This window comes from Kistimonas ophiarachnellae, from assembly GCF_057552235.1.
Genome location: NZ_BAAJPA010000008.1, coordinates 128,769 through 140,987 on the forward strand (window position 1 = coordinate 128,769; position 12,219 = coordinate 140,987).

Annotated in this window: 11 protein-coding genes and 1 tRNA gene; 4 read left to right on the forward strand and 8 right to left on the reverse strand. The window is 53.5% G+C overall.

Annotated features, from left to right (window positions below):
• Nucleotides 1-48 precede the first annotated feature (48 nt).
• Nucleotides 49-642 carry a hypothetical protein gene (locus tag AC27K1_RS11785; RefSeq protein ID WP_487150784.1) on the reverse strand — a complete coding sequence of 198 codons (594 nt, stop codon included), beginning with the start codon at nucleotides 640-642 and terminating at the stop codon, nucleotides 49-51.
• 202 nt (nucleotides 643-844) lie between these two features.
• Between AC27K1_RS11785 and AC27K1_RS11790 the strand changes: the two genes are divergently transcribed.
• Nucleotides 845-1,423: a YajG family lipoprotein gene (locus AC27K1_RS11790; RefSeq protein ID WP_487150785.1), complete on the forward strand. Its 579-nt coding sequence runs from the start codon at nucleotides 845-847 to the stop codon at nucleotides 1,421-1,423.
• 27 nt (nucleotides 1,424-1,450) lie between these two features.
• On the opposite strand, the gene hemH is transcribed toward AC27K1_RS11790, so the two are convergent.
• From hemH to hemA, 7 genes are all read right to left on the reverse strand, one after another.
• On the reverse strand, nucleotides 1,451-2,458 hold the full coding sequence (hemH, locus tag AC27K1_RS11795) for a ferrochelatase (RefSeq protein WP_487150787.1): 1,008 nt from the start codon (nucleotides 2,456-2,458) through the stop codon (nucleotides 1,451-1,453).
• A 113-nt stretch (nucleotides 2,459-2,571) separates the two neighbouring features.
• Nucleotides 2,572-3,750 (reverse strand): Na+/H+ antiporter NhaA, encoded by a 1,179-nt coding sequence (nhaA, locus tag AC27K1_RS11800; protein WP_487150789.1) that lies wholly within the window; start codon nucleotides 3,748-3,750, stop codon nucleotides 2,572-2,574.
• 255 nt (nucleotides 3,751-4,005) lie between these two features.
• On the reverse strand, nucleotides 4,006-4,980 hold the full coding sequence (locus AC27K1_RS11805; RefSeq protein ID WP_487150790.1) for a polysaccharide deacetylase family protein: 975 nt from the start codon (nucleotides 4,978-4,980) through the stop codon (nucleotides 4,006-4,008).
• A gap of 84 nt (nucleotides 4,981-5,064) precedes the next feature.
• On the reverse strand, nucleotides 5,065-5,847 hold the full coding sequence (locus AC27K1_RS11810; RefSeq protein ID WP_487150791.1) for a HesA/MoeB/ThiF family protein: 783 nt from the start codon (nucleotides 5,845-5,847) through the stop codon (nucleotides 5,065-5,067).
• A complete protein-coding gene (gene prmC / locus AC27K1_RS11815) occupies nucleotides 5,813-6,646 on the reverse strand; it encodes a peptide chain release factor N(5)-glutamine methyltransferase (protein WP_487150792.1) in 834 nt (277 codons plus the stop codon). The genes AC27K1_RS11810 and prmC overlap by 35 nt, the downstream gene beginning before the upstream one ends.
• Nucleotides 6,646-7,734: a peptide chain release factor 1 gene (prfA, locus tag AC27K1_RS11820; protein WP_487150794.1), complete on the reverse strand. Its 1,089-nt coding sequence runs from the start codon at nucleotides 7,732-7,734 to the stop codon at nucleotides 6,646-6,648. Before prfA ends, prmC begins: the two co-directional genes overlap by 1 nt.
• On the reverse strand, nucleotides 7,731-9,107 hold the full coding sequence (gene hemA, locus AC27K1_RS11825) for a glutamyl-tRNA reductase (RefSeq protein WP_487150795.1): 1,377 nt from the start codon (nucleotides 9,105-9,107) through the stop codon (nucleotides 7,731-7,733). Before hemA ends, prfA begins: the two co-directional genes overlap by 4 nt.
• A 368-nt stretch (nucleotides 9,108-9,475) precedes the next feature.
• Here hemA and AC27K1_RS11830 point away from each other — a divergent pair, with 368 nt between their 5' ends.
• The 3 genes from AC27K1_RS11830 to AC27K1_RS11840 all read left to right on the forward strand — a co-directional run bounded on the left by AC27K1_RS11830 (nucleotide 9,476) and on the right by AC27K1_RS11840 (nucleotide 12,172).
• On the forward strand, nucleotides 9,476-11,206 hold the full coding sequence (locus AC27K1_RS11830) for a tetratricopeptide repeat protein (protein WP_487150797.1): 1,731 nt from the start codon (nucleotides 9,476-9,478) through the stop codon (nucleotides 11,204-11,206).
• Nucleotides 11,207-11,290: 84 nt separating this feature from the next.
• On the forward strand, nucleotides 11,291-11,905 hold the full coding sequence (lolB, locus tag AC27K1_RS11835; RefSeq protein WP_487150798.1) for a lipoprotein insertase outer membrane protein LolB: 615 nt from the start codon (nucleotides 11,291-11,293) through the stop codon (nucleotides 11,903-11,905).
• A gap of 192 nt (nucleotides 11,906-12,097) precedes the next feature.
• Nucleotides 12,098-12,172, forward strand: a tRNA-Gln gene (locus AC27K1_RS11840).
• Nucleotides 12,173-12,219 lie beyond the last annotated feature (47 nt).

Consider the following 12,219-nt stretch of genomic DNA (forward strand, 5'->3'; position numbering starts at 1 on the left):
CTTTATCTTTTTTCTATTTCCGAACCTTATGATTTTTAGTGAAAATTGTTATTCGGGTTTGTGGTTGGGAACATCTGGCATTTTCAGATTTATGAGGCGGGCTTCAAGATTTCCATCAATGGTTTTGTCCATGGCCTTGATCACGTCTTTAGCTCGCTCAGGGCCAATCAGTTTCGTGACAAGCGGTTTGCTCAGTTCACTGACTTTGTCTGGGTTTTTGGCAATAAGGAGGAGTTTTCCGGTCATGATACTGCGTATTCGAAATGTTTGTTCAAGTGTGATGCTTTTTTTTGAGTATTGGTTCCGGATGGCGGTATCCAGCGCCTTGATATGTTTCAAAGCATTTTCACTTTTGGGATCAATAGCGCGCCCTAGAGAGGTCAGTTTATCGAATACAGAGGGCGTTGATTTTTGCCGATTTTGACGCACCAATGCATTGAGTTCGTAGGTTGAACTGATTTGCCTCTCGTTTAATGGTTTTGAAGCAGCACGGTTCTCAACCTGTTTAGGTATCATTGCAGCAACAGGTGCCGTTTGTAGCATTCTGCCAAATTTGGTTTTCACTGCTTTAGAGAATTTGTTGATTCCTCTGCTCAGTGGTGAACTGATTTGGGCGGGTGAATTAGATATCCGTGAACCCATGCTCTTTCCCTGTATAAAGCTCCTTAATGAAGTATAAATCAGTTGATAGCAGGTTAATTGGAAAGAGGTTATAGATAGCGGAAGGTTTATTGCTTTACGATATTGATCCATATTGGCCTGTGACAACCTTTTTGCACAAAGCGCTCGTCGCATTATTTCATGTTCCAATCAGGCTGAAGATGGCGTTACAGAAGGAAAGTCTATGAAAAAATGGTTATTGCCCCTGAGTATGACCGTACTCCTGGGTGGCTGTATCCTCGGACCGCAGACGGTTGAGGTTATGCCAGATATCAAAGTGGCGGAGCGTACCGCTCAGCTGAGCGGGCCTGTGGCTGTCACTGTCTACGATGAGCGAACGACACCACAGCTCGGCACTCGTGGTGGGATCTACAAAACAACCAATTACATTTACCTGGATGAGCAGTTTGCCCAGTCAATCAAGCTTGCCGTTGATAATGCCTTGCGATCCATGGGGATGGAGCCAGTCAGCAGCACAGAGGTTCCCCAGGTTCAGGCTTACATCGATGAGCTGTCATACACGGTGCCGTACGGGGATTATGTCTCCGGGGTTGACCTGAAAGCCGCCATACGGGTTGAAATTTTGAAGGACGGGCGTCGTTATGCCGGGCGCTATGTCTCAGAGGACCATTACCGCACCATCAAGGCGCCATCAGACAGCCAGAATGAGGAAATGGTGAACGCTGTGATTAATAAGGTCTTGGCGCGTGCGATGGATGATCAGGCGCTGCTGAACTTCCTGAGTGGCGCAACCGGCTCCTGATGAGCCGGTTTCATCATTCTTTTGTGCTTACTCGTCAATCCACTGCTTGAGCGTACTGATCCAGACCGGATGGTCGTTCAGGCAGGGAATCAGCGTCAATGTCTCGCCACCGGCAGCCTCGAAGATTTCCTGTCCCTGCATGGCGATCTCCTCCAGCGTTTCCAGGCAATCTGCCGTAAAGGCCGGACACATCACCAGCAGGCGTTTCACGCCCTGACGGGCCAGTTGCTCAATGGTCTTGTCGGTATAGGGTTGCAGCCATTTGGCTTTGCCCAGCCGTGATTGAAAGGCAACGGAGTAGCGGTTGTCAGGAATACCGGCAGCTCGCACAAACTCGGCGGTTGTCTGATACAGCTGATGGCGGTAACAGGTTGCGTGGGCTTCTGAAGGTTTCTGGCAGCAGTCTGGGGTCAGGCAGTGATTGCCGGTGGTGTCATCCTTGCGGATATGCCGTTCCGGTACGCCGTGATAGCTGAACAGTAGATGGTCATAATCCTGTTCCAGCCAGGGACGAGCGCTTTCCACCAGGGCATGAATATAATCCGGGTGATTATAGAAAACCGGGTGGATGTTTAATGTCTTGCGAATGCCATGTTTTTGCATGATCCGCTGCACTTCTTCGATGCATGTCTTTACGGTGGACATGGCATAGTGCGGATACATGGGCAAAAGAAGGATTTCTTTAACGTCTTCCTGACTAGCCAACGCTAACAACTCTTGCTCAATAGAGGGAGAGCCATAACGCATCGCCAGCCGGACCGGAATATCGGTTTGCGCCTGCAGTTTTTCCCTGACGTTTTCACTGATGACTTTCAGGGGAGAGCCTTCTGGTAACCAGACTGACTGGTAGGCCTCGGCAGACTGTTTGGGGCGGCTCGGTAATACAAAGGCGCTGACAATCAGACGACGCAGGGGCCAGGGCAGATCGATAACATATTTGTCCATCAGGAATTCGTTGAGATAACGCCTGACATCGCTGACTTCAGGGGAGTCGGGTGACCCCAGGTTGACCAGTAATACCGCGCGGCCTTGCATGCTTCTCTCCGAAGACAGTTTATTGTTGGTGGGGATTATAAGGCGTCGGCTGGATTGAGACAGCCATTGTGTTGCCTGAAACTGGCAGAGCCAGTTTCAGGCAGGGATTGGCATTAATAGTTGGCGGGCTTGGGCGTGAAGTAACGCAGGACGATATAGCCCACTATGGCAGAAAGGAACGAACCCACCAGGATGCCCACACGGTCGGCGATCAAATATTCAGGACCGGTTTCTTCAAAGGCCAGCGTACCAATAAACAGACTCATGGTGAAACCGATACCACACAGGATCGACATGCCATAGATATGCGACCAGGAGGTCCCTGTCGGCAATTTGGCAATGCCGGCCTTGATGGTCAACCAGGTAAATCCAAATACTCCCAGCTGCTTACCGATAAACAGGCCAATGATAACGCCCAGGGGGCTGGGGTTTAGCAGGCTTTGGAACTGGGAAATACTCAGCCCGACACCGGCGTTGGCAAAGGCAAAGATAGGCAGTATCCAGTAATTCACACTGCCATGAAGTTTGTGCTCAAGGTCAATCAGCAGGGAACGACCGTATTCGTTACGGGTCTGGATTGGAATAGTGAATGCCAGGGCAACACCCGCCAGAGTGGCGTGGACACCGGACTTCAGTACACAGGCCCACATGATGACACCGACAACGATATAGGGCCCAAGTTTGGATACCCCGAAGCGGTTGAAGGCAATCAACAGCGTTAAACAGATAGACGCCAGGACAATGGACTCGATGGCCAGGTCCGTGGTGTAGAACAATGCGATGATAATGATGGCGCCAAGGTCATCAATGATGGCCAGTGCCAACAGGAAAATTTTCAGTGATGGTGGTACGCGCTTACCCAGCAGGGCCAGAACGCCCAGGGAGAAAGCAATGTCTGTGGCGGCAGGAATCGCCCAGCCCTTGATGCCGATGGGGTCATCATAATTCAGTGCTGCATAGCAGAGCGCAGGTACCACCATGCCACCCAGAGCGGCCATGGCAGGGAGTATGACCTGTGAGCGACTGGAGAGCTCGCCGACCAGAAATTCACGTTTGACCTCAAGGCCGATCAGCAGGAAAAACAATGCCATCAGACCATCGTTGATCCACAGCAGGATGGGTTTGGCAATGGCGAGTGAGCCAACTGCCACGGTAATCGGGACGGACAGCAGCAGGTCGTAATAGACATTCAGCGGTGTATTCGCCGCAATCATCGCCAGCGTGGCGGCCACGATTAACAGAATGCCAACGGATGTTTCGTGCTTTAAAAATCGGCGAATGGCTTCGACCATGCAGCCTCCAGTAATAGCCGTGCCATGTATAATGACACGAACGCCCCTAAAGTTGATAAAAAAAGTGAACTATATTGGAATCTTTCAACTTTTGTAATTCCTGAATAGTACTTATACGCAGGATCCGGGCCAAAGATGGCGGATAGCGTGTTCTTCTGTCGGTTTGCCGTTTGGAGGCTTCTGATAACCGATGGGCATTATAGGCATCAGGAGGGTGTCCTGTCTTTGGAAACCGGTAAAGTGGGTTCTGTTCGCTTATTCGGTGATGGAGAGATCAGGTTCGTTGGTCTGTGCCATTTGTGCACTGACACCTGAATCCTGGTCATGATGGCTGGGATGGTGTGCAAGCCAGTGCCGTGCAATATCCATACGGCGACAAACCCAGACATCCTCATGGCTCAGGGCATAATCCAGAAAACGACGGAGTGCTTCTGTCCGACCAGGTTGGCCGGACAGGCGTCCATGCAGTCCTATAGAAAGCATTTTCGGGGTTTCTTCGCCCTCACGGTAGAGGCAGTCAAAGGCCGCTCGCAGGTTTAGCAGGCAGTCATCCGGACTGTTCCAGCCGGGCGTTGTTGAATAGCGAAAATCATTGGTCACCAAACTGTAGGGCACTACAAGGTGGGCCTGGCCGGCGACATCAATATAGTAAGGCAGATCATCGTTATAAGCGTCGGAGTCGTATAGCAATCCCATCTCCTGCACCAGTCGACGGGTGTTTTCACTCTGCCGACCGGTGTACCAGCCTACGACCTGCTTATGGGTCAGGTTTTCAATGATTTCCAATGTCTTACGGATATGGCTTTTTTCAATGGCTATCGGGATCACCCGGTAATCAATCCAGCGATAACCGTGTCCTGCAATCTCATGGTCGGATTCGGCCAGTTTCTGTGCCAGGGGCAGATTGCGTTCAAGAGCCATGCCGCAGGCGAATACGGTAACTGGCAGAGAGAAGTCATCAAACAGGTTGAGTAATCGCCAGGCTCCACTGGTGGCACCATAGGCAAAAATAGACTCACCATTGAAGTGTCTGGCAGATGACAGGGGGCGAGTACCGGGAATGTCCGTTAAAAAATATTCGGAAGAGGGATCCCCGTCCAGGCGACAGGCTTCTGCGCCTTCTTCGTAATTGAGTACAAAACTGATGGCGATACGGCTGTTATTGGGCCATTGGACCTTCGGCGGTTGTCCGCCATAGCCGGTAAAATTGCGGGGGTAATCTTCCTGCATCGAACGGCACCGCGACGGTCTGAAATGCCATTCAGATATAGCCTAACGTCCTTGTTCTGGCAAAAGTGTCTTTGAATTAAGTGACTATCTGGCAGTACCACAGACTGTGCAGCTGGCATTGCGTGACAGGCTCAGTGTCTGCCAGGTCATGCTCAGGGCATCAAATAACATGAGTCGTCCAGATAGCGACTGTCCGGTATTCGTCAGGAGTTTGAGGGTTTCTGTCGCCTGAATGGAGCCAATCACACCGGTTACGGGGGACAAAATACCGGATTCACTGCAAGTCTGTTGATGGTCATCCGTGTCAGGATACAGGCAGTGATAGCAGGGACCATCACTAAGGCCAAAAACAGCAACCTGTCCGCTGAAGCCAATGGCCGCGCCAGAAACCAGGGGTGTCCCCGTTCTGATACAGGCCTCGTTGATGGCGTGGCGTGTCTGAAAGTTGTCAGTGCAATCCACCACGACATCGGCGGCGCCGGCTTCTTCCAGTAATTCGGGTTCATTGAGTTTTCGGGCAATAGCCATCACGCGCGTATCAGGATTCAGCGCATGCAGCGATTCAGTGACTGAAAAGACCTTGGGTTTACCAAGGTCACGTGTCGTGTGGGCAATCTGGCGCTGGAGATTGCTCTCATCCACGTCATCGTGATCCACAATCACGAGTGTGCCGACACCAGCGGCAGAGAGGTACATAGCCACCGGACAGCCGAGACCACCGGCGCCTATCACCAATACCCGGCTGTTCAGCAGTTTTTCCTGACCGGCGATATCGAGTTCCGGCAGCATGATCTGGCGGCTGTAGCGCAACAGTTGCTGGTCACTGAGTGTTTCAGTCAAAGCGTCGTCCCCGGGTAATGCGTTCATGTCCGGCAAGATCACGAAGGGTTTCTATCTCGGTATAGTGCTGCTGGTTCAGGATGTTTCTGACATCAGCACCCTGGTCATAGCCATGTTCCAGCAGTAGCCAGCCACCGGGCTTCAGGTGTTGCAATGCCTGTGTTGCAATGATTCGAATGTCGTCTAATCCGTCGATGCCTGAAACCAGCGCTGAGCCGGGTTCAAAGCGTACGTCACCCTGGCTCAAATGAGGATCATCTGAACGGATATAGGGTGGGTTGCTGACGATGAGATCGTAATCGTTATCAGGTAATGCGTCGCACCATGAACCGGTGTAGAAATGTACATGACTCAGTGCATTCATCGCAGCATTGTGCCGGGCGAGTTCGACAGCCGCTTCAATCCGGTCGGTGCCCGAAACCTGCCAGTTGGGGCGTTCTGCGGCCAGTGCCAGGGCAATGGCGCCGGTACCTGTGCCGAGGTCAGCCACTTTGTGAGGCGACGGGTCGAGACAAGCAAGTGCCTGCTCGACCAAAAGCTCTGTATCGGGACGGGGGATGAGCGTATCGGGACTGACTTTCAGTGTCAGGTTCCAGAAATCGCGGGTGCCGATCAGATGTGCGACAGGGTGACCAGTCAGACGTTGATCAATTAATTGTGTCACGGCAGTCAGTTGATCTTCCGTTAACTCATATTCCGGCCATGTAAACAGCCAGCTGCGTGGTTTTTCGAGAACATGACAGAGCAGTAACTCAACATCCAAGGGCGGTGTACTGCTCAGTGACGTTAATTCGCTGGCGCGCTGTAGAATATCCCTGACCTGCATTAATTCTCGCCTGCCAGGGAAGCCAGCAGTTCGGCCTGGTGCTCCTGGCGCAGTGGTTCGATCACCGGGGCCAGGTCACCTTCAATGATTTCCGGCAGTTTATAGAGTGTCAGGTTGATGCGGTGATCAGTCACCCGTCCCTGTGGATAGTTGTAGGTGCGAATGCGTTCTGAGCGGTCGCCGCTGCCAACCAGGCTTTTCCGCTGGTCAGCCATCTCTTTGGCATGGGCTTCCTGCTGGGCGTTTTTCAGTCGGGCGTTCAGCAGTGAAAGGGCACGAGCCTTGTTTTTATGCTGGGAACGTTCGTCCTGGCACTCCACCACGATGCCGGTGGGCAGGTGGGTGATCCGGATAGCGGAATCGGTAGTGTTGACGTGCTGGCCACCCGCGCCAGAAGAACGATAGGTATCGATCCGCAGGTCTTCCTTGCGGATATTAATTTCTTCCTGCTCATCAGGCTCCGGCATGATGGCGACGGTGCAGGCAGAGGTATGAATCCGGCCCTGGGATTCGGTTGCAGGTACCCGCTGAACCCGATGGGCGCCGGACTCGAATTTGAGTTGGGCATAGACATCCTGACCAACAACCCGGGTGATAATTTCTTTATAGCCGCCATGTTCGCCGGGATTTTCGCTGAGAATCTCGATTTTCCAGCGCTGGCGCTCGGCATAGCGGGAATACATCCGGAACAGGTCGCCGGCAAAAATAGCGGCTTCATCGCCACCTGTGCCTGCGCGGATTTCCAGGAAAACGTTGTTGGCGTCATCCGGATCCTTGGGAAGCAACAGGATCTGCAGTTCCTGGCCCAGAATATCAATGCGACTCTGGGCGGATTCAATCTCTTCTTCCGCCATGGCGCGCAGGTCCGGGTCCGCGTCGGACAGCATGCTGCGGGCTTCTTCCAGGTCGTCCTGAACCTGGCGGTATTCACGGTAGCATTTTACGACCGGTTCCAGTTCGGCATACTCCTTGGAGAAATTGCGGAAACGATTCTGGTCGGCAATCGTCTCCGGGTCGCTGAGCAGCGCACCCAGTTCTTCAAAGCGGTCTTGCAGGTTGTCAAGCTTGGTACTGATAGAAGCTTTCATTTCAGTGTTTTCTTTACCTTGGAAGGGCGAACGTCACTCAACGGTGTTGGGTCGACGGCCCGTACAGTCGCCTGGCGTGAGTGTAGTGGCGCAGGCTTGATAGGGGTAGGTTCCAGGGTGTCGGCAATCTGCAGATCGAAAAACTCCCTGGCTAAGGCGATGGAGGCGGTATCCCCTTCGCTGCCGGCCTTGCGCAGCTGGACGCAGGGCGTGTGAATCAGTTTGTTGGTCAGGCCTCGGGCCAGCAGGGCCAGAACCTGGTCGGCAGGGCGACCGCTTTGGATCAGGCGGAGCGCCTTGTTGATCTCATGGTCGCGGATGCGTTCTGCCTTTTCCCGGTAGGACTTGAGAATATCCACCACATCCATGGCGCGGGTGCGTTTCAGGAAGGCGTCGCATCCGGTGGCAATGATCTCTTCTGCGGCCTGTGCCGCTTCCTGGCGACTGCGCAGGTTGTCTTCCACTACGTCGCGCAGGTCGTCCACCGTGTAAAGGTAGACATCAGCCAGGTCGCCGACTTCTGGCTCAATGTCCCGGGGCACGGCGATATCCACCATGAAGATCGGTGCATGACGGCGTTTTTTCAGTGCTCGTTCGACCGCGCCTTTGCCCAGAATGGGCAGCTGGCTGGCGGTGGAGGCAATGACGATGTCCGCCTTGTGTAACTCTTCCGGAATATCAGACAGCAAAATAGCATGACCGTTGATGCTTTCCGCCAGTCGAAGGGCGCGCTCCAGTGTGCGGTTGGCGACAATGATATTGCCAATGCCCTGTTCTTTCAGGTGACGGGCCACCAGTTCAATGGTTTCCCCGGCGCCGATCAGCAGGGCGGTATTCTCGGACAGGTCGGCAAAAATCTGGCGCGACAGGTTGACGGCGGCATAAGCCACGGATACCGGGTTTTCGCCGATCGCGGTGTGTGTGCGTACCTGTTTGGCTGTGGTGAAGGTGCTCTGGAACAGTCGGCTCAGGTGGGCGCCTGTCGCGCCGGCTTCCCGGGCGACGGCGTAGGCAGATTTCATCTGCCCCAGTATCTGAGGTTCACCCAGTACCAAAGAATCCAGTCCGCAGGCCACGCGCATGATGTGCCGGATGGCCGCCTCGTCAGCGTGGGCATAGGCGTACTGTGCCAGTGCATGGCTGTTGACCTGGTGAAAGTCAGACAGCCACTGGTATAACTGTTCAGGACAGACATCCCCGAAGCAGTACAGCTCTGTGCGGTTGCAGGTCGACAGAATCGCGACCTCACTGACCGACGCCAGCTGCATGACATTCTGCAGGGCCGGAATCAGCTGCTCTGGCGAGAACGCAATCTGTTCCCTCAGGCTGACGGGTGCTGTCTGATGATTGATGCCGACTGCCAGGAATCCCATATAAATCGTCAGGTACCTTGTTCTTGTCTCTACTCATCAAGCTGCCTAAAGCTTCACGGTGGTAGCGTTTCATCCTAGTCTGCAGGATGGCATTTTTCGCTTTGCTGCAAACTTCGGGTATTGCCACCCTCTTCTCCGGTAACTCAGGCTAGTATTAAAGTTACTGAGCCCTGATTGTCACCTTTCCAATCGTCGTATAACCGATTCACACCGGGAGTGACAGCCTCACAGGGAGGCATGGAGAAAAGCAGAATTTTCCTATGGATATACGTCAACTGCAAATCTTGTGTTTGGGTCGGGATGGGTTTGTCACGGCGCTTGTGTCATTATTGCACCAGGCTCGGTTTCCCGGAAAGAAGAATATCACGTTGTTAAAGATCAGATCCCGCCTGCGTTATCTTCCGCTACTTCTGGCGACGGTAGCCTTTGCCGGTTGTGCCCAGTTGTCCTCAATGTCATCCACTGGTGCGGAAGCAGAACCGGCAGCTGTTGAGGAAAGCAGCGAGCCTGTCGCCTCATTTGAACCGGATACCCTTTACGATCTGCTGGTGGCCGAAGTGGCCGGGCATAATCAGCGGTTTGACCTGGCGCTGGGGAATTACCTGCAGCAGGCGCATAAGACCGGTGATCCTGGTCTGGCAGCTCGCGCTTATCAGATTGCTGCCTATATTGGTGCACGTCAGGCTTCCAGAGATGCGGCCGAGTTGTGGGCGAGTGTTGATGCAGAAAACCCTGCCGCGATACAGGCGCGTGCCATCGAACTGGCTCGTGCCGGTGAATACCAGGCCGCTGCCGACGAAATGCTGCGGGTGCTGGAAATGGCGGGTGATGCCAGTTTCGAATTTGTTGCCGTCAGTGCCGCCGACCAGGGACAGGAAGAGCGCGACATGCTGATCGCGACCTTTGATCAGGCCCTCAAGCGTTATCCGGACAACAGTCAGGTGTTGTTGGGTAAGGCCATTTTGCTGCAATACAACGGTCGCAATCCCGAAGCCATCAAGTTGTGTGAGCGTATTTTGAAGCGCGAGGATAACCTCAAGGCCGTCATGCTCAAGGGGCGGGTGTTGATGGCTATGGATCGGCCGGATAAAGCTCGCCGTTTCCTGGCGGACTATGTGGAAGACGCACCGGATAACACGCGCCTTCGTCTTCTATATGGGCGGGTATTGGTGCATGCGCAGCGGCTGGATCAAGCCCAGGAGCAGTTTGAGATCCTTCTGATTCAGTCCCCTGATGATCCGGATATCCTGCTGTCACTGGGATTAATCACGTTTGAAAATACTATGCCGGAAGAGGCGGTGGGTTATTTTGAGCGTCTGTCTGTATTTAATAGCCACAAAAATATCGCTGAATTCTACCTGGGGCGGTTGGCGCAACAGCAGGATGACTGGCAACTGGCGCGTCAGCACTATCTGAACGTTGGCGTAGGAAAACAGCTGATTCCGGCCTATGCCGCACTGGCGCAAATGCTGGCGGATCAGGAAAAGTGGCCCCAGGCGGTGAAAGACTTGCGGGCTGCCCGTGAGCTCTATCCGGCGTTTGTGCCGCAGTTTTACCTGATGGAAGGTGATGTTCTGATTGAGCAGCGGGCTTATGAGCAAGCCGCTGAGGTGTTGAATAAGGCGATCAAAACCTATCCCGAGAATATTAACCTTCTGTATGCCCGTGCAATGCTGGCGGAAAAAATGAGCGACCTGGCACTGCTGGAGAAAGACTTGCGCGGCATTCTGGCGATTGATGCAGAGAATGCTGCGGCATTGAATGCACTGGGTTATACCCTGGCGGATCGCACCGAACGGTTTGATGAGGCGGAAGAGCTGGTCTCCAAGGCCTATGAATTGAAGCCTGATGATCCGGCCATCATCGACAGTATGGGTTGGGTGGCTTATCGACAGCAGGATTTTGAAAAAGCGATCCGTTACCTGCGCGCGGCCTATGAAAAAATGCCGGATGCGGAGGTGGCTGCGCATCTGGGTGAAGTGTTGTGGGTCAAGGGCAGTCGTAAGGAGGCGGCGAGTGTCTGGGAGCAGGCGCTGGAACGGCAGCCAGACAGTGAGATTCTCAAGGAGACCATGGAACGATTGCAGGGGCGGCAATAAACTTCCCTGGCCTGCGTAATAGTCCGATGTCTATCGGGCCCGTTCCATCCGGTTCGGGCCTGTTTCTTTAAAGGTGTTCTATCAATGAGTGGTCTGTCGGGTGCGGTTCGGCATTTAGCCGGTGTTATGGTGCTGCTGGTTTTAGCGGGATGTGCAGGGCGTGCACCATTATCTCCGATGGCGGAGCAGCGATCCTGGCAGCAGCATGTTGATGTGATGGAAACACTGAACCAATGGCAGTTGTCAGGAAAACTGGGGGTCAGAACCGCGTCAGAAGCGGGCAGCGCGACGCTGGAATGGGCAGAGCATGGAGGGAATTACACTGTTTATTTAACGGGGCCCTTTGGACAAAGTCTCGCCAGTATTCAGGGCAAGCCTGGTCAGGTGGTCATGAACGTGCCTGACGAAGGCGTTCTTATGGGTTCCTCGCTGGAGGAGCTGGTCTATCGGCAGACAGGCTGGGTGATACCGTTTCGTTTGCTGCAATATTGGGTCAAAGGCGTGCCGGCGCCGGGTGAATATGCAGATTTGCAGCTCAATGCTATGAATCGGCTTCAGTCGCTGAATCAAGCTGGATGGACCATTGCGTTTGACCGGTTTGGAATCACGTCCGGTTATGCGCTGCCGGGACGACTTAAATTGCAGAAAGGTGATATTAAAGTCACGCTCCTGATTCGACGCTGGCAGCTGCCGACTTAGCGTAAATCCCACGTAAAGTATGCATATTCCGTGTTTGACAGTTTTTGTGTCACTTTGTAGAGTAGCGCCGCCTTCAAACGGTGACTCAGTGAGCGAGCCCTGAAGGCTGATGATATTGCGAAAGATCCGGCCATCGGGGATAATCGCAACGCTGGCAGGGAGCCGGGTAGATTATAAAATGATGACCGTAACTGGGGTGTCGCCAAGCGGTAAGGCAACGGGTTTTGATCCCGTCATGCGTAGGTTCGAATCCTGCCACCCCAGCCAGACTTTCAAGAAATAGGCATCAACTGTACCCGCGTACTTGATAACGC